16 protein-coding genes and 1 pseudogene are annotated in these 18,247 nt (G+C 58.8%); 4 read left to right on the plus strand and 13 right to left on the minus strand.

The features are described from left to right. Positions 1-107 precede the first annotated feature (107 nt). Positions 108-845, minus strand: coding sequence for a GntR family transcriptional regulator (locus AB3X95_RS29370; protein ID WP_368593290.1), 738 nt, complete (start codon positions 843-845; stop codon positions 108-110). A 219-nt stretch (positions 846-1,064) separates the two neighbouring features. On the opposite strand from AB3X95_RS29370, the gene AB3X95_RS29375 reads away from it, so the two are divergent. After that, entirely contained in the window at positions 1,065-1,817 is a 753-nt protein-coding gene (locus AB3X95_RS29375) for a GntR family transcriptional regulator (protein WP_368593289.1), read from the plus strand. Between the two features lie 98 nt (positions 1,818-1,915). Further along, positions 1,916-3,073, plus strand: a complete 1,158-nt coding sequence (locus AB3X95_RS29380) for a branched-chain amino acid ABC transporter substrate-binding protein (protein ID WP_368593288.1) — start codon at positions 1,916-1,918, stop codon at positions 3,071-3,073. A 186-nt stretch (positions 3,074-3,259) separates the two neighbouring features. Here the strand turns inward: AB3X95_RS29380 and AB3X95_RS29385 are convergent, their stop codons facing one another. The 3 genes and pseudogenes from AB3X95_RS29385 to AB3X95_RS29395 form a co-directional block, all read right to left on the minus strand. After that, positions 3,260-4,489: a diaminopropionate ammonia-lyase gene (locus tag AB3X95_RS29385; protein ID WP_368593287.1), complete on the minus strand. Its 1,230-nt coding sequence runs from the start codon at positions 4,487-4,489 to the stop codon at positions 3,260-3,262. A 52-nt stretch (positions 4,490-4,541) separates the two neighbouring features. After that, a complete protein-coding gene (locus AB3X95_RS29390) occupies positions 4,542-5,798 on the minus strand; it encodes a Zn-dependent hydrolase (RefSeq protein WP_368593286.1) in 1,257 nt (418 codons plus the stop codon). A gap of 17 nt (positions 5,799-5,815) precedes the next feature. Further along, positions 5,816-6,980, minus strand: a pseudogene (locus tag AB3X95_RS29395) (M20 aminoacylase family protein). 144 nt (positions 6,981-7,124) lie between these two features. On the opposite strand from AB3X95_RS29395, the gene AB3X95_RS29400 reads away from it, so the two are divergent. Further along, positions 7,125-7,604 carry an Lrp/AsnC family transcriptional regulator gene (locus AB3X95_RS29400; protein ID WP_368593284.1) on the plus strand — a complete coding sequence of 160 codons (480 nt, stop codon included), beginning with the start codon at positions 7,125-7,127 and terminating at the stop codon, positions 7,602-7,604. A 5-nt stretch (positions 7,605-7,609) separates the two neighbouring features. Here AB3X95_RS29400 and AB3X95_RS29405 read toward each other — a convergent pair whose 3' ends face one another. From AB3X95_RS29405 to dapA, 7 genes are all read right to left on the minus strand, one after another. Further along, positions 7,610-8,746 carry a branched-chain amino acid ABC transporter substrate-binding protein gene (locus tag AB3X95_RS29405; RefSeq protein WP_368593283.1) on the minus strand — a complete coding sequence of 379 codons (1,137 nt, stop codon included), beginning with the start codon at positions 8,744-8,746 and terminating at the stop codon, positions 7,610-7,612. A gap of 314 nt (positions 8,747-9,060) precedes the next feature. After that, positions 9,061-9,765 carry an SDR family oxidoreductase gene (locus tag AB3X95_RS29410; protein WP_368593282.1) on the minus strand — a complete coding sequence of 235 codons (705 nt, stop codon included), beginning with the start codon at positions 9,763-9,765 and terminating at the stop codon, positions 9,061-9,063. A 102-nt stretch (positions 9,766-9,867) separates the two neighbouring features. Further along, complete coding sequence (locus AB3X95_RS29415) at positions 9,868-10,878, minus strand: Ldh family oxidoreductase (protein WP_368593281.1); 1,011 nt, start codon at positions 10,876-10,878, stop codon at positions 9,868-9,870. A gap of 98 nt (positions 10,879-10,976) precedes the next feature. Then, positions 10,977-11,735, minus strand: coding sequence for an SDR family NAD(P)-dependent oxidoreductase (locus AB3X95_RS29420; RefSeq protein WP_368593280.1), 759 nt, complete (start codon positions 11,733-11,735; stop codon positions 10,977-10,979). 202 nt (positions 11,736-11,937) lie between these two features. Then, positions 11,938-13,419 carry an aldehyde dehydrogenase family protein gene (locus tag AB3X95_RS29425; protein WP_368593279.1) on the minus strand — a complete coding sequence of 494 codons (1,482 nt, stop codon included), beginning with the start codon at positions 13,417-13,419 and terminating at the stop codon, positions 11,938-11,940. A 30-nt stretch (positions 13,420-13,449) separates the two neighbouring features. After that, positions 13,450-14,688, minus strand: a complete 1,239-nt coding sequence (locus tag AB3X95_RS29430; protein WP_368593278.1) for an NAD(P)/FAD-dependent oxidoreductase — start codon at positions 14,686-14,688, stop codon at positions 13,450-13,452. A gap of 60 nt (positions 14,689-14,748) precedes the next feature. After that, positions 14,749-15,627, minus strand: a complete 879-nt coding sequence (dapA, locus tag AB3X95_RS29435) for a 4-hydroxy-tetrahydrodipicolinate synthase (protein WP_368593277.1) — start codon at positions 15,625-15,627, stop codon at positions 14,749-14,751. Between the two features lie 220 nt (positions 15,628-15,847). Between dapA and AB3X95_RS29440 the strand changes: the two genes are divergently transcribed. Then, a complete protein-coding gene (locus AB3X95_RS29440; RefSeq protein WP_368593276.1) occupies positions 15,848-16,288 on the plus strand; it encodes a hypothetical protein in 441 nt (146 codons plus the stop codon). Here AB3X95_RS29440 and AB3X95_RS29445 read toward each other — a convergent pair. Both AB3X95_RS29445 and AB3X95_RS29450 read right to left on the minus strand, forming a co-directional pair. Further along, on the minus strand, positions 16,285-16,491 hold the full coding sequence (locus tag AB3X95_RS29445) for a hypothetical protein (protein WP_368593275.1): 207 nt from the start codon (positions 16,489-16,491) through the stop codon (positions 16,285-16,287). The genes AB3X95_RS29440 and AB3X95_RS29445 overlap by 4 nt on opposite strands. 200 nt (positions 16,492-16,691) lie before the next feature. Beyond that, entirely contained in the window at positions 16,692-18,215 is a 1,524-nt protein-coding gene (locus AB3X95_RS29450) for a CoA-acylating methylmalonate-semialdehyde dehydrogenase (protein WP_368593274.1), read from the minus strand. Positions 18,216-18,247 lie beyond the last annotated feature (32 nt).

An 18,247-nucleotide genomic window follows, 5' to 3' on the forward strand; every position in this document is an offset into this window, starting at 1 on the left:
AGATAGCGCGAGCAAGGAAGCCTGCCGTGAAGACTTACGTTCCCGGCCGGCTTGTTTGTGGTGAAACCGAACTGAAGCAATCGCGCGAAGCGCGCCTTACTTCATGCCTACTTGCTCGTCGGATAGTTGATGGGCATCTGGGCCGTCAGGTTTCTATCGAGGAATTGCATGAAGCGGCCTTTGAACTGAACCGCGTGCTGGTGTGCGGTGGCCTCGGCCCAGTCGGCGTCGCCTGCTTCGATCGCGGCCACCATCTCCGTATGGTCGCTCGCCATTTGCTCGGAGCTCATGTTCGCGAGGGTCTGAAACTGGAAGTGAAGGTTGAGCATCCGTCGCCCTTCTTCCAGCAACCGGCGATAAATATCTGCGAAATACACGTTCCTTCCAGCCCTGGCGACAGCCATGTGGAACTCATAGTTCTTCTCGATCATCTCCAGGCTATTGTGCTTTTTAATACTCGACGCCGCCGCCTTTTCGTATGCCTTCGCCGCCAGGCGAATGGTCTGGATATCTTCATCGGTTCGGTGCAGTGCAGCGAGGCGGGTCGTCACGCGCTGCAACAGATCCAGTGCATCCAGAAATTCCGGCACCCGGCCGAAGTCCATGGGCGCAACGACGTTGCCCCGATTCGGAAGGATGTTCACGAGCCCTTCCGCCGACAGACGAACCAGCGCCTCGCGCACGGGCGACCTCGAAACACCGAAGCGTTCCGCAACGCCCATCTCGTCGAGATGCGTCCCGGGAGCAAGCTTCATCGTGAGGATTTCGTTGCGCAAGGTGACATAAACCCGTGCCGTGCCGGTTTCCTTGGCGCCCTGAATGTCCGCTACCGTCTCTTTTGCCATTTTCCTGTCCGCCATGTCTGTCGCAGGGCCGAAAATTGTTCGAACCATTGTCGACTTAATGCCGACAATTGTACTCTTCTTTTTGAGCGCATGGAGCGAATGACGATCGGGTTTCGAGATGCGGCGTAGATAGTTGTGGATTGTCTACAATGATGAATTCCAACGATAGCGATTCTGTCTGGCTGAAGTGGCGCAGTTATCCAGGTGGGAGCAATTCAAATGTCCTCTGTTCTGAATGTACCCAAGGTCGTCAAGCGGTCCATGGGATCGCAAGCTGTCGACATCCTTCGCGAATCGATCATCAGCGGAGATTTGCCCGCTGGCGCGCGAATCACTGAAATTCAGCTCGCGGAGCAGATGGATCTTTCGCGCGCGACTGTCAGAGCCGCGCTGCATCACCTGGCCAAGGAAGGGCTCACGACACTCGTTCCGTACACGGGCTGGACGGTCATCACCCTGAACCCGAAGGACGTCTGGGAGCTTTACACGCTGAGGTCGAGCCTGGAGCGTCTTGCCGCCCAGCTGGTGGCTGCCAAGCTGAACGTCGCGAAACGGGACAAGATTCGCAGCTGCTTTGCTGCTCTCGAACGCGCTTGTGCCACCTCGAACGAACGCGCCATTGCCGAAGCAGACTTTGCGTTCCATAAGGCCATGATCGATCTCGCCGATCATGGACGACTGAAAAGCCAGTACGAAGTCATCGAGCGTCAGATTCGGATCTATATCCGCTCGAGCGATTCCCTTGTCGAGAATGGAGACGCGATCGTCGAACAGCATCGCCCGATCGCCGAAGCGATTCTGGCAGGGAATGTCGACGAAGCGGGCAGACTGGCCGAAGCGCACAACATGACCGAGGGAAAGAAACTCACTGCTCATCTGGCGAACCGCGACTCGCCGGCGATTGGGCGAAAGCCAGTGGATCCCGCCGGACGCCTCAAGAACCTTAAAGCACGTCGAGGCAAGACAAATTGACAAGCGCCCAATGGATCCGCGATTTCTGCCTGTTGGCCGGCCGCGCACGCTAACGGCTGATACACCCCTTTGCACAAAAAATTGCCTGTGGAGCACTCATGTCTCTTCGTCACTTTGCTCTTGCGATCATCCTGCTTTTCTCTTTCGACGCCGGCGCGCAGGAAATCGGAAAGTCGGAAGATGTGGTGGTAGTCAAGATAGGAATCGCCGCACCACTGACCGGCTTTTCGGCATCGAACGGAAAGGATGTCGAGAACGCCGCTCGTCTCGCTTTCGAGCAAGCCAACGCGCAAAGTCTCAAAATCGGTGGAAAGAAAGTCGCATTCCAGATCGACGGCCAGGACGATGCCGCGGACCCCAAAACCGCCGTGCTGGTCGCGCAGCGCTTTGTCGACGAAGGTGTGAACGGGGTCATTGGTCACTACAATTCCGGATGTTCGGTCGCGGCATCCGCGGTGTACCGGCGGGCCGGAATTCCGCAGATTTCGCCGACGTCGAGTTCACCTTCGTACACCGCGCAAGGCTTCGAAACCACCTTTCGGACAATCAGCAATGACGATCAGATGGCGCTGCTCGCGGCAACCTATTCGGTTGAGCGGTTAGGGGCGAAGCGTATCGCGGTCATTGACGATAGCACCGACTACGGCACAAACCTCGTGACGGAATACGTAAAGGCAATTCAGAAGCGTGGCGCTCAACTCGTCACCTGGCAGTACACCACGGCGAACTCCATCGACTTCCGAGCCCTGCTTACGACGATCAAGGGTTTGAACCCCGACCTGATCTTCTATGTCGGTCAGGACATTCAGGCCGCGGGCCTGGCGAAACAGATTCGTCAGCTAGGTATCAAGGCCAGGTTCATGGGGGAAGGTGGATTCACGAACGACCATTTTCTTCAACTCGCCGGCCAGGGCGCGAAAGGAATGCTCAGCTGGGAATACGGGCTTCCGCGCGACCGGATGCCTCGCGCGGCCGAACTCGACGCCAGGCTGAAGGCCCGGTTCGGCGTTGGGATCGTGCAGTTCGCCCCGCTCGCCTACGACGCCGCATGGGCAATGATCAATGCAATGAAAGCGGCCGACTCGACCGACCCAAAACAATACATCAAAGCCCTGCGATCGAATTCCTTTGACGGAATCACCGGCACGATCGCATTCACCCAGACAGGCGACCTCAGAAACGCTTCGGCAACGCTTTACGAAGAACAGGATGGGAAATGGGTCGTTTTAGCGGTAGAGAGGATCCTGACAAAGTGATCTGCACCCTCTCTTCGCAGATGGCAGGCGCCGCTCAAGCAGGCTCGCTTCCGGGCCACGGCGCTACGGCATTGCGGGCCCACTCGCACTGCAACTCCAATCCCGGCAGTGCTGGAGCAAGTCTTGAGCGGACAACGGGTCCGGTGAGCGGCATCAAGCCAGGAGCGAAAGCGAGCGCGAGTACGCTCAGGCCATCGCTTTGGCGCACCAGGCTACCTGGCGCTCGAGGACGGATTCGGCTGATTCGCCGACCAGTTCCCGATAGGTAGCAGGCGCGGTCGCGCCTTCGGTATTGACGAGCAATACGCGGGAACCGCCATCAAGGCCAACTTGCCTCGCCAACTCCTGGTCCTGCAGCAATACCATGAGACCGGCGAGACCTGCTACGCCCGACTCGCCAGCGACGATCGGTGCATCTGCATCGCTGCCTGCCGCCAGGATACGCATGTCGTTCACTGCATCGTCGTCGCTGATCGTCATGAATGCATCGACGCCAGGCTGCAGAAACTTCCATGCGAGCGGCGACGTTTCCCCGCATGCGAGCCCTGCCATCACGGAGTCGACGGTACCCGTCGCACGTGCGGCTCGTCCGGCCAATGCGCTCTGATACAAACAGTCCGCCTGCTGTGGTTCGACCACGACGAATCGCGGACGATGCTCGCCATGGAATTCCCACAGGTAACTGACTAGTCCTGCCGCGAGGCCACCGACACCGCCCTGAAGAAACACATGTGTGTAGGCCGGCTGGTTCGGCTGGCTATCGCTCTGCTCCACAATCTCCGCGGCAATCGTTCCGTAGCCTTGCATCACGTCACGCGGGATGTCTTCATAACCGTCGTATGACGTGTCGGATACGACGCGCCAGCCGTTCAGAGAAGCCAGGCGGGCTGCTTCTTCAACCGACTCATCGTAGTTTCCGGTGATCCGGACAATCTCCGCACCATAAGCGGCAATCGCCTTCTCGCGCTCGACGCTGACATTGGCGTGCAGCACGATCACACAACGGCAACCCAGCGTCTGCGCGGCGGCAGCCAGACCCTTCCCATGATTGCCGTCCGTCGCGCTAACCACCGTGAAATGCGTCAGCAGATCCCAATAGCGCCCTTCGAACAGGCCACGGGCGTCGAGATCATGGTTCGGCCAAAGCCGCTGAATCAGGCGGACCAGTGCAACAGGCGCACCCAATGCCTTGAAGCTACCCAGTACAGAGCGCGCCGACTCGTCCTTGATGCCGATGCTGTCGATCTTGAGCCTGGCGGCCAACCCAGGCAACTCACGCAATGGGGTTAGCTCGGGGGAAATCTTGTCCCAGCAGGAAAGCCAGGCACGGCTTTCCTGTGCTTTCCCGATGCTGAGAATCTCTTTTAACTCACCGGGATACGAGGTGCGCGTTGCACGTGGATTGACTACCAGCATGAGCGTGATACTCCAGTAATGAATGATATGAATTGGCGAACAGGTACCGGCCTCACTTCTCTGCGAGGCGCCTGAGCACGACATCCAGCAGCACGTTGGCGCCATTGATGAGCTGATCGTCGTCCGTGTGTTCGCGCGGGTTGTGGCTGATGCCGCCGCGGCTCGGCACGAATATCATCGCGGCCGGCGCGATGCGCGCCATCATCTGGGCGTCATGGCCGGCGCCCGATGTCATCCGACGATGCGTGAAGCCCAGGCGCTCCGCCGAAGCTTCGACCGCATTTGCCAGTGCGACATCGAATACGACCGGCTCGAAACGGACCAGGCGTTCGGTCGTGATCCTCACGCCCTCCTTTTCCGCTACCGCTATCAGGAATTCCGCGAGGCGCCGCTCGGCGTCCTGCAGGCGATGTTCGTCCGGATCGCGCAGGTCCACAGTGAACACCGCCTTGCGCGGAATGACGTTGATGACGTTCGGCTCGATGCGCAGCATGCCGATCGTGGCCAGCGTGGTGCCGGCAGCAACGGCCAGTTCCCGCAGGAACGTCGAAACGGCAGCGGCCACCCAGCCCGCATCATGACGAAGACGCGTCGGCGTCGTACCGGCGTGATTCGCGTTGCCCTCAACGGTAATCTGCTGCCACGAGATACCCTGGAGGCTCTCGACGACGCCGATGCGGATGTTTTCAGCTTCGAGAATCGGGCCCTGCTCGATGTGCAGTTCGAGATACTCGTGCGGAACGATTGCGCCGGGCTCGAGCTCGCCTGCATAGCCAATCCGCTCTAGCTCATCGCCAAGGCGGGTGCCGTCGATGCCAACCGTATCCAGCGCTGCCTCGACGGAAAGGCCGCCGGCGTACACCAGCGAGCCCATCATGTCCGGCTGATACCGGACGCCTTCCTCGTTGGTGAAGGCGCCGATAGTGATCGAACGCGGCGGCCTGATACCTGCCTCACGAAACGCCCGAGCGACGGCAAGTCCGGCAAGCACACCATAGCAACCGTCAAGTGCGCCCGCATTCTTTACGCTGTCGATGTGCGAACCCATCATCAACGGGCGCTGGCGGCCATCATCGGAATCGGACCGCAACGTGCCGAAGATATTGCCGATGCGATCGATACGGACATCGAGGTCCAGCTCGCGCATCCATCTGACGACAAGATCGCGACCGGCGCGCTCATCGTCAGTGAGTGCGATGCGAGTCCGTCCGTCGACCTCGCGATCGGCGCCCAGTTCGCCGAGTTGATGGAGTTGCCGAAGCAGAACCGCACCGTCGAGTTTTGGTGAGGAAGATACAGAGGTATTCATTTATATCCCTTCAATCTTTAGCCACACGGCAACTCGAGCCGGGCGATCTCGGCAAAATACCGGGCGCCTGTCAGAAGGATCGCGTCATTGAAATCGTAAGTGGCGTTGTGCAACGGCGTGCCGCCCTCGCCCGCCAACTCGCCATTGCCAATAAAGATGAAGTTGCCGGGAACGACCTGCAGGAACGCGCCAAAGTCTTCCGAAATCATCATTGGCTGAATATTGGCGTCGACGCCATCCGTTCCCGCGACATTGCGCGCCGCCTTGACCGCGACGTCCACGTATTGCTCCGGGTTCACCGTCGGAGCGAACTCGTGTGTGTACTCAAAAGTGCAATTGGCCCCGAGCGTGCGGCAAATGCCTTCGCATACTTCACGCATGCGAGTCTCGAGCAGAGTCTGGACTTCGCGCGAATAGCTTCGCGTATCGCCCTTGATGATGACGTTCGACGGAATGACGTTTCTCAGGCCGTCAGCCATGAATTCCGTACAGGAAATTACTGCCTGCAAACTCGGGTCGAGATTGCGCGATACGACCGTCTGCAGTGCCATCACGATCTGCGAAGCGATGACGATCGGATCCACCCCCATGTGCGGACGTGCGGCGTGCGTGCCCCGCCCCTTGATGTGAATGACGAAGTTGTCTTCACTCGCCATGATGCCCCCCGGACGCGTTGCAAACGTTCCCGCGCGCATGCCCGGCATGTTGTGCGCGCCAAAGATGGCATCGACTGGAAACCGTTCGAACAGGCCGTCGGCCATCATCGCCTTAGCGCCACGGCCATGCTCTTCTGCCGGCTGAAAGATGAAGCGGACAGTGCCGTTGAAATCGCGCCGTTCGGCAAGAAGTCGCGCTGCCCCCAGGATCATCGACATATGCCCGTCGTGCCCCGCACGCGTGCATTTTTCCGGCGCTGCGCGAAGCATGCGCCCGATCGGGTGCCTGCTCCGCGATGTTCAGCGCATCCATGTCGGCGCGCAGGCCGATAGCCCGCCCCCCGTCTCCGACCGTCAGGTTGGCAACGAGTCCAGTTCCGCCGATGCCGCGGTGCACCTCCAGTCCGAGCGTCGTGAGAATGTTCGCTACATAGTCAGACGTATTGATTTCCTCGAAGCCAGTTTCGGGATGTTGGTGCAAATACTGGCGCCAGCTCTTCAGCTGGCCTTGCAGAGTGCTTTCCATTGTCGGACGTCCTTGCTCATGAAGTTCGTGGAATGCTCATGTCGGTGCAGGAAATAATATTCCTCGGGATGCTAGAAAAAAGCTCTAAATCGACCCCTCTCATGCAAAAATATATCTCTTTCTCAAGCTTCCAGCCGAAACGCCATGACACTCAGCCTGGACGATTTTGATCTCAAGCTATTGATGGAAGTCCAACGCGACGCGCACATTCCTCAGAACGAACTGGGCGCGCGCGTCAACCTGTCGACGGCCGCCGTCAATCGCAGATTGCGACGGATGTCGGACGAAGGCATCATTCGCAACTACGCCGCGATCGTCGCGCCCGAAAAGGTCGGCTATCCTCTGACGATCATCGCGACGGTCGAGGTCGAGAGCGAGCAGATCGATCTGCTCGATTCGATGAAGCGCACGTTCGCACAGTGCCCGGAAATCCAGCAGTGCTACTACGTCGCGGGAGAATGGGACTTCGTGCTGATTCTGACGGTCCGCAACATGGACGAGTACACGGCCCTCACGCGACAACTGTTCTTCTCAAACAACAACGTCAAACGCTTCAAGACGCTGGTGAGCATGAGCAACGTGAAGGTAGGGCTCGGTGTACCCGTGGCTCCCGTGGGAGGCTGAGGCCGTCAACGCACGACTGACTTGTCGGTCCAGTTGCCCTGATCAAACTGGCGAACGGTAATTGCGCCGTTACGGATATCCCCCTTCTCGTCAAACTGGATGGCGCCCGTCACGCCGTCCAGCTTCGAGGCCCGCAGCTTCGGCAGATACACCTTGGGGTCTGTCGATCCCGCAGCCTGCATTGCGTCCGCCATCGCAAGCACCGCGTCGTAGGCATACGGGGCATACAGCTGCACGGGAACACCGAACCGCTGCTGATAGCGTTTGAAAAATTCGGGTCCTTGCGGCATCTTTGCAGGCGGCACGCCCGCGAGGGTGCAGTAGACGTCCTTGTCCATCGAAGACCCGGCCAGTTTGATGAACTGGGGCGTGCACGCTTCGTCGCCGGCAATGAACTTCACCCTCAAGCCAAGCTTTTGCGCCTGCTGCACGAACGCCGCTGCTTGCGTGTCGCCACCCGTGAAAGCAATACCTTCTGGCTGACGGCTCTTGATGGTGGTGAGAATCGCCATCCAGTTCGTTGTCTTGTCGGTGCCGTATTCGCGAGCGACCACGCTGCCTCCGGCGGCTTTGACTGACTTTTCGATCTCATCGGCAAGACCTTGACCGTATGCCGTACGATCATCGACAAGTGCAATTTTGCGCGCGCCAAGATCGTGGACCAGATACGCACCGATGACCGAGCCCTGTCTCACGTCATTCGCAACCATACGGAAAACGTTCGTGAATCCTTGCTGCGTGAGCTTCGGATTGGTTGCCGATTCGGTGATCATCGGGATACCTGCATCCGAGTAGCTTTTGGAAGCAGGTATCGATGTTCCAGAGTTCGCGTGGCCAACGACGCCCGCCACGCCATCATCTACCAGCTTCTGGGCGACGGTTACCGCCGTCTTGGGATCGGCCGCATCGTCCTGGGAGTCGAGCACGAACGTAACGTTTTGCCCGCCAATCCGGATCTTTCTGCTGTTCAGATCTTCGATCGCCAGCCGCACACCGTTTTCGTCATCCTTTCCGATGTGGGACAGCTCGCCGGTAAGCGGGGAAACCTGCCCGATCTTTACCGTCAAATCCGCGTGAGCCGCGAGAGGTTGCAGGACAAGAGTCAAAGACGCGAGACATATCAGTGGCCGGGGTGATTGCATGGTCGTACTCTCGATAGGTTGGCTGGAAATCGGATCGACAGAACGGATCGACAGAACCTACGACCCGTTGGGCCAGGCAACACTGCGCTGGCCTGCAATCATCCTAGTGATGCGAGCCGGTAGCCAAAATCAGCCGCGACGACCTTTCTGCAAATTCCTATCGAAATACGAGCACTTTTCGATATCTTTTCCCATGCTTGCCTTCCGAGCAGCGCCACTTTCCGGGCAGCCTCGTCCATCGCGCCGCTATCCAGGCGAGATTGCACGCGGCCCCTTTCTTCCGGGGCCGGACATCCTGCTAAGACGGGCACGGATCAAATGGAGCGCATCAGCCCGCCATCGACCCGGATGTTCTGTCCCGTGATGTACGCCGCGCCGTCCGACGCGAGAAACGCAACCGTTGCCGCGATCTCTTCGCTGGTGCCGTATCGTTGCATCGGAACGCTTTGACGACGCTCTTCCGTCGCGGGAAGACTGTCAATCCACCCGGGCAGGACATTGTTCATCCGGATGTTTTCACTCGCGTGCTCGTCTGCGAATAGCTTGGTGAAGGCAGCAAGACCTGCCCGAGCGACCGCCGACGTCGGAAACATCGCGCTTGGCTCAAACGCCCAGGCCGTCGAGATGTTGATGATGACGCCCGCGCGCTGTTTCTTCATGTGCGATACGACGAGGCGAGTCGGTCGAACCACGTTCAGGAAGTATGTGTCGATTCCCTGGTGCCATTGCTCATCGGTAAGCTCGAGCAGCGCGGCGCGTGGACCGTGCCCTGCGCTGTTGACTAGCACGTCGATACGTCCCCAGCGCGCAATGGCCAGGTCGACCAGTTTGCCGATGTCGTCGTTCGACTGGTTGGAGCCGGTCACACCGATTCCACCGAGTTCCGATGCTAGCGCCTCGCCTTTGCCTGAAGACGACAGCACCCCAACCTTGTAGCCATCTGCGCTGAGCCGTCGAGCGACGGCGGCACCCATACCCGAACCACCCGCCGTGACCAGCGCGACTTTCTCGTCTGCCATGTTAGCTTCCTCCAACTATGGTTAAAAAGTCAGGTACGTTTTCGTTCACATGTCGGAATGTAACTGACCCGACGCGGCGAAATTCCCCGAGGCGAACCAGCACTACAGCGCGCGAATCTCGTTGTAAAGTGACTCGCTGAGAACCACACCATCGGCAATGCTTCTAGCTCGTGCCGCAAATCTTCGTTGCGAAGGCAATCTCGCCCCTTGCTCCACGATCTTATCGAGCAGAAGCTCCGCGTGCTCCTGATTCTCGCGAGCTGTCCCAACAGCAAAGCGCTCTAGCGAAAACGCAAGTATGAGTTCTCCTCGAGGCAGCGGCACCCCACTTTCAGCATACGACTGCAGCGACTCGAAACTCATCGAGTCGCTCAACAAAGGTCCGGCAAGAAGCTCAATCATTGCCGACAGCGCCGAGCCCTTGTGCGAACCGAATGTGAGCAACGCGCCCTCCAATGCTTTCCCGGGGTCATTGGTTGGCTGACCGTTCTCGTCGAGCGCCCAGCCGTCGGGCAGCGACTCCCCTTTCTTTCGGGCAAGTTCAATCTCTCCGCGGGCGACCACACTGGTGGCAAAATCGAAGACAAACGGATTTTTACCATGTCGAGGCCAGGCGAACGCGAACGGATTGTTTCCGAGCAGCGGCTTCGTTCCTCCTGCCGGAGCGACACAGGGGTGGGCGGGCGTCATCGCCATCGCAGCGACACCATGCTCAGCCAGGTGTTCGACTTCCTGCCAGAGAGCGGAGAAGTGGTAGCAATGATTGATGGCCAATGCGGCGATGCCGCTCTCTTTCGCTTTGCGAACGAGCAGTGGGGACGCCTTTTCGAAAGCCACTTGAGCAAAGGTCGACTTTGCATCGACGCGCACCAAGCCAGGCGCTGCATCAATGACCTCCGGTTCAGCGTTGCCCGAGACTTTCCCGGAACGCAACGCGTTGACGCAGGTAAGCAGACGATACACGCCGTGAGAATGGCACTCGTCTCGCTGTCCTGCCACCAACGACTTTGCGACCGCAGTTGCGTGGGATTGAGACATGCCGTTGCGCAGAAGCACCTCACACGCAAGCCTGTACAACTCATCGAGATTGAGGCGGACCGTGCTGGATTCCATCAGGAGACTCACGCGTTATATGTTTGCTCGATCCGACTTTACATTGGGTCGTCGTCGAGCGGAGACTTCGGCGTCACATCACTGTTTTGCGAATCCTGCTAACGAATATAGCTACCACCGTTCACATCGAGAGTCGCGCCGTTCAGCGACGCTTGCGACGGCCGCAAGACAAAGCAAACCAGTTCTGCCACTTCCGACGGTGCAGCCATTTTGCCGATTGGGATATCGGCGACTGCAGCGGACATTCCATGTTTTTCAACGAAGTCCTCTGCCATATCGGTTAGCACCCACCCAGGCGAGATATTCACAGCGGTTATGCCGTCGGTCCCAAATGAGCGCGCGATAGATTTCGTCAGGTTCGCAAGCGCAGCCTTGGTCGCGCCATAAGGCATGGCATTGGCCGCGTAGCCCCTCTGGGCCGCCCGACTCGACATATTGACGATCCGCCCACCGCCGTGCAATTTGAAGTGTTTGACCGCTTCACGACACAAGTCGGCTGCAGCGAAAACATTCACTTGAAACTCCTTCTGCCAAACGGCGCGCCACTCCGCAGGGCTGGCGTCGACCGTGACTTCAGTACGAATACCAGCGTTGTTGATTAGGCCGTGAATGTGACCAGCAATGTCGATGGCTCCGCGCCAGAGTTCAAAAGGGCCGTCGGCAGTCGACAAGTCGCCCTGAATGATTGCGCCGTTGCCTTCGATGCGAGCTAAAAGTGACTGCGCTTTCGCTCTGTCACGACCGTAGTGGATGATTGGCCGCGCGCCTTCAGAAGCGAGCCGCTCGACGATGGCAGCGCCAATACCGCCTGTAGCGCCGGTGACGAGAATAGTTTGACCATCAAGCGGTTTGTTCAATTCAATCCCTCTGCCTAAGGACTCGCCGGCGGTTCCCCTCTGCCACGGACCACCGCGGGCTGCCTGGACGAGTCATCGATAACTCGCGTGTCTCCGGCAACAAGCGCGCCGCCATGCTCCGCAACCTGATAGCGCGTCTTCGCCGGAACTAACGCAGTTTATGGGGCCCCTCGATACCGAGGGGCCCTCAACGGTCATTGCTTTAACTCTTCCTGATGTACCAGCCCCAAGGTTCTTCGCCGACGAATCTGGTCACCTGCTTGGTCTCGAGGTAGTTATCGAGGCCCCAGCGACCCAGTTCGCGGCCGATGCCAGATTGCTTGTAACCGCCCCACGGCGCTTCGGTGAATGTTGGCTGCGAGCAGTTAATCCAGACAATGCCGGCACGCAAGGCAGCGGCAACCCGTTCGGCGCGCGCATCATTCTTCGACATCACAGCCGCGGCAAGACCGAAGCGCGAATCATTGGCGAGCGCGACGGCCTCTTCTTCAGTCTCAAACGGACGCACGCAGACGACCGGACCAAAGATCTCCTCGACCCATGCATCGCTGTCGAGCGGCACATCCGTCAGGATGGTCGGACGCAGGTAGTAGCCCTTGTCGAAGCCTTTGGGGCGCGTCCCACCCGCAGCAACCGTCGCACCCGCTGCCTTCGCGGCTTCGATGGCGGCCACAACCTGCTCGTGTTGGTGCTTCGAAACCAGCGGTCCAAGAAGGACACCGTCGTCAAGACCGTTGCCAACCTTGATGCGGTTTGTTTCTTCAATCAGTCGTGCAAGCAGCTTGTTGTAAATGCCCTTTTGCACCAGGACACGCGACGTGGCCGAGCACACCTGCCCCTGGTTCCAGAAAATGCCGAACATAATCCACTCGACGGCCTGTTCAATGTCAGCATCCTCGAAAACAACGAAGGGCGACTTGCCACCCAGCTCGAGGCTCACGCGTTTGATGTCGCGTGCTGCGGCTGCCATGATTTGCGAACCAATCGGGCCTGAGCCTGTGAAGGCCAGCTTGTCCACGCCCTTGTGGTCGATGATCGCTTGACCGGCAACAGAGCCAGAGCCCGTGAGGATATTCAGCACGCCAGGCGGCAGTTCCGCTTCGTGCGCAATGGCTGCCAGCTCCAATGCCGTCAGCGAGGTCACTTCCGCGGGCTTCAGGACCACCGTGCAGCCTGCGGCGAGTGCCGGCGCCACTTTCCATGCCGCCATCAACAACGGGTAATTCCACGGGATGATTGCGCCCGCCACACCGATGGGCTCCTTCACGGCCTTCGACGTGAATCGGCCATCGGACAGCTGGATTTTTTCTTCGGGGTGGTTGTCAAGCTCTTCTGCGAGACCCGCGTAATATTCGAAGCAGCCCGCAGCATCACCAATGTCCCACATTGCTTCCGGAAACGGCTTGCCGTTATCGATGGATTCGAGACGCGATATTTCTTCCTGACGCTTGCGGATGCCCTTCGCAATGGCTCGGAGGTATTTGGCGCGCTGAGCACCGCTCAGTCTGGGCCAACCGTCGTGGTCGAACGCCCGACGCGCGGCCTTGACGGCAATGTCCACATCTTCAGCCGAGGCAGCGCTGATTGTCTTAATGACTTCTTCCGTTGCCGGATTGATGACATCGCGCGTCTCGCCGTTGACGGGCTTGACCCACTTGCCATCGATGTAAAGTTCGTTTCGCATAAAGATTGCCTTGCCGATAGTTCAAATCAGTTAAAACCGGTCGACGCGATAGGGCCTCATGTCTACGGGCGGCGTAACGCCTGTGATGAGGTCGGCCATCAATCGGCCCGTGGTCGCGCCATACGTGAGTCCGAGGTGTCCATGCCCCGTGGCGTAAAACACGTTGCGACGCCTGGCCGACCGCCCCATGACAGGGACCGTGTCCGGAAGCGCTGGCCGATGACCCATCCACTCGCTGGTCTGTTCGGCCTTGAGTTCGGGAAGCGCCTCCCTGGCTCGCTTCACAAGAACCTTCGCTCGTCGATAGTCCGGGGGTGCGTCGAGGCCTGCCATTTCCACAGTGCCACCGACGCGAATGCCACCCGCAGTAGGCGTCACCATGAAGGCTTTGGCGGGCCAGATGATCGAATGCTTCATGGAGATGCCCGGCGCCATGATCTGCGTGTGATAGCCTCGCTCGGTTTCGAGCGGGATGTGCTCATTCAGTAGCGCAGATAGGCGACCGGTGAATGCTCCGGCGGCCAGCACAACCTGGCTCGCCTCCAGTAGGCGACCGTCTTTCAGTCTGACCGCCGAGATTCCATCTTCGGCATGCTCGAAGCCGCCGACTTCGCCTTGTTCGATTCGACCACCGAGCACCTTGAATTGATCTGAAAGCGCTACGACTAGCTTGTATGGGTCCGCGATAGACCGGTTGTCCGGAAAGAGAACGGCCTTCCCAATTTTGTGCGTCAGCGCTGGCTCCAGGTCACGAATGGCACTCCCATCCAGGACCTGATGCTGGAATCCAAAGCGCTCAAGGATTTCGATATGCTCGCGGTCGGCCCGGAACTCCGCCTCGTCGGTGTACAGGCTGAGGCAGCCTTCCTTGCTCAGCATGTGCTCGAGGCCGGTTTCCTTGAGAAGCGCGTCCAGGTCCTGGTAGACGCGGCCGCACAGTACCGCTCCAGCGGCTTCCAGCTCACGCAGCTTTGAAGGCCGGCTCGCAGAGAGAAAACGCATGAACCACGGTATGAGCTTCGGCATGTAGCCGGGTCGAATCCGTACGGGACCTTCTGGGTCCAGCATCCACTTCGGCATTTGCGCCCAAACTCCCGGGCGCGATGCCGGCATGAATTCCGTCACTGCAATACTGGCCATGTTGCCGAACGACGCCCCTTTACCAGGCGCGTCCCGGTCGACAAGTACAACCGACTGGCCGCGTCGCTGCAGGTCGTACGCGATGGTGGTTCCAATGATTCCAGCGCCGATGACAACGATAGGTGCCACAAATACTCCCCGCGAACGCTTGCAATTGGCTGGAGATCTCGCTCCAGCCGCCAATGACCACTACCAGTTCAGGATGGGCTCCATCGCTGCCCGGAATGCCTTCTTTTCTTCGTCCGTCAATTCTCCCAGAGGCGCACGGGCATGACCGACCGGCGTGCCCTGCAGTTCGCAGCCGTATTTGATTTTCTGAACGAACTTGCCGCTCTCGAGGATGTTCATGGCACGATAGAGCGTTGCCATCATTTCACGCGCCTTGTCCAACTCGCCGGAGCGGAACACACGGTCAAGGTCACAGCAAGCCTTCGCCATGCAGTTGGCCGGACCGCAAATCCAGGTGTCCGCGCCCCAGAACATGAAATCGAGCGCGACGTCATCGGAGCCAGAGATGAGGTCAATGCGGCCTTTGTAACGCGAGTAGATGTCGATAGCGCGCTGGAGAACTCCCGAGCTTTCCTTGATGCCGATGACGCGCGGGTCATCAGCAAGCGCGTCCATCAGCTCGAACGAGATTTCGATGCCATCCTTCGGCGGATAGTTGTAGAGGATGAGGTTGACGCCGGTCTCGTCCAGTACGGTCCGGTAATGCGCAAGGAGTTCTTCCTGTGTCGGACGAGTGTAGAACGGCGTTGCCAGAAGGACCGTGTCGTAGCCGATTTCCTTTGCTTTCGCCGTGTTCTCTATGACTTCGCGGGTTGCTGGTGCGTTCGTGCCCGCGATAAGGGCCTCATTGTCGTTGGCGAAGTCCTTCACGAACCGGAGCACCTCTTCGCGCTCCTCGTTCGACATCGAAAAGTATTCGCCGGTGGAGCCCAAGGGTACCCAACCAGTCACTCCTGCAGCACGCAGATTGAGCATGTGCTTCTCGAGCGCCTTAAAGTCGACCTTGTTGTTCGCGTCAAACGGCGTCACCAACGCCGGCATCACACCAGACAATTTCATCTCATTCTCCATCACAATTTCGTCATCGATTTCCGAAGCCTTCCGGTCTGCCCCTGCGCCTCGGTCTAACAAATGCTTTGCACCCAAATTCCGAATCAACCTACGGCGCCGCCCCCATTAGTAGTCCTCCGTATGGGTGCGATACCGCTTGCCCTGAGAACCGGTCCGAGGTGAGCGCCAGGTCTTACCCTGGCTGATGCGTCTGCGGCAGGAACCATGCTTGGCCGACGCTGGAAGTGCACCTGGTTCCAGCCCCAGCGGCTGGCGTCGAGACAGCCTTCCAAATACACCAATCGGTATGTTTGGCTGTGTGCAAGTATGTATGCAGTTTAGGAAGGTCATCTTCTCGTGTCAACTTGGCGATTGCCGTACTCTGCCTTTGGTAAAAGTCTGCTTTCCCGGCGCTGCCGGCGTGGTCATTTTTCAATTGAAATGGGCGATAAACAGTAAAAATCACTCACTCACATGGAAAACGATCGCACAGGCAATTGTGATTTACTGGTCCGTTCCTACCGTTCAGGCTTCCTGCAGCCTTGGAGCGGCCGTCCAACCCACCGACTTGCGCGGCAATTGCGAGTCCAGCCTCGATTTCAGCGACCGCCTCAACGAGAATGCTGCCAATGCCGGCGTTACCGTCAAAATCAAGGCGCCGGGATTTTAAAATTCAACCTGTGCAAACGGACTAGCGTTATCGAGCCAGTCAAATCGCGCGTCTACGGTGCCGCCGGGCGCGTCAGGATGGTGTGATGTTGCTGTGTGCCCTTCGATGGGGTTGCTGGAAGCATGGCTCTCTGCCGGTGCCAACGCGCCCTCAATGGCAAGTTCCTGAGCAGCCGTACTGTCGTCGAGATTTGTACGAGTCATTAGTGTGTTCCTTGTCTGGTAGCACGGGAATCGATTGCATTCGAAGTCGCCTTCCGCGGATCGGACCGGGATTTGTAATCTGGAGGCAAAAAAAGGGCCGGCGCCTTCGGTACGGAGCCGGCCGAAATCACTCACGCTTCTCGCTTACCCACAGTGAGTTCACTCCTGAAGAATCAAATCGGTCCTGACCTGCGCTGGAATTACTTTGCGACCGGCATCGTGAATTCAGCGCCCTTGCTGATGCTGTCGGGCCAGCGCTGCATCACGCTCTTGTATCGCGTATAGAAGCGGATGCCTTCTTCGCCGTACGCATGATGGTCGCCGAAGAGTGACTTCTTCCAGCCGCCGAACGAGTGCCATGCCATCGGCACCGGGATCGGCACGTTGACACCGACCATCCCCACCTGGATCTGACGCGTGAAGGCCCGGGCGACACCGCCATCCGACGTGTACAACGACACACCGTTGCCGAATTCGTGTGCGTTAATCAGCTTGACCGCACTGGCGAAATCCGGAACACGGATGACGGCAAGGACCGGCCCGAAAATTTCTTCCTTGTAGATTTTCATGTCGGTACGCACATCATCGAAAAGGGTGCCCCCGATGAAGAAGCCGTCTTGCGCTGCGACGGGATGAGCACGCCCGTCCACGATGAGCTTTGCACCTTCTGCTTCGCCCGACTCGATGTAACCGGAGACTTTCGCCTTATGCTCAGCCGTCACGAGCGGACCCATTTCCGCATCGAGATTCTCGCCGTTCTTGATGACCAGCGAATTCACGCGGGGAATCAGCTTTTCGATCAGCTGGTCACCCGTATTGCCAACGGCGACCGCCACCGAGATAGCCATGCACCGCTCGCCCGCCGAGCCGTAGGCTGCACCGATGAGTGCATCGACGGCCTGATCGAGGTCAGCGTCAGGCATCACGACGAGGTGATTCTTGGCGCCACCGAGCGCCTGGACGCGCTTTCCTCGCTTCGACGCTTCCGTATGGATGTACTCTGCAATCGGCGTGGAGCCGACGAACGAGATGGCCGCCACGTCCGGATGCTCGATGAGTGCATCGACCGCAACCTTGTCGCCGTTCACGACATTGAACACTCCGTCCGGCAGACCGGCTTCCTTGAGCAACTCGGCAAGGCGTAGGGAAGCCGACGGGTCGCGCTCCGACGGCTTCAGAATGAATGTGTTGCCGCAAGCGAGCGCCACGGGGAACATCCACATCGGGACCATGACCGGAAAATTGAACGGCGTGATGCCGGCCACGACGCCCAACGGCTGACGCAGATTCCAGTTGTCGATGCCGCCGCCGATCTGGTCGGTGAAGTCCGTCTTCAGGAGGTTCGGGATGCCGCACGCAAACTCGACGACCTCGATGCCGCGGACGACTTCACCCTGAGCGTCGGTGAACACCTTGCCGTGCTCGCGGGTGATGAGCATCGCGAGTTCGTCGTGGTGCCTGTTCAACAATTCCTTGAACTTGAACAGGATTCGCGCACGCTTGAGCGGTGCCATCTCGCTCCAGCTCGGAAACGCTGCTGCTGCGGCCTGCACGGCGCGGTCGACTTCCTCCACAGAAGCAAGGGCGACTGCGCCAGTGACTTCCCCGGTGGCGGGATTGAAGACGTCCTTGAAACGGTCGCTCGACGGAGCGACGACCTGACCATTGATGAAGTGGCTGACCTGCTTGGCGGAGAGGTTTGCCGTTTCGCTTGCTACGTTCATTTGAAGACTCCGGGATTCCAGTTTGGCCATGA

This window comes from Paraburkholderia sp. BR13444, from assembly GCF_040948755.1.
Taxonomy (GTDB): Bacteria; Pseudomonadota; Gammaproteobacteria; order Burkholderiales; family Burkholderiaceae; genus Paraburkholderia; species Paraburkholderia youngii.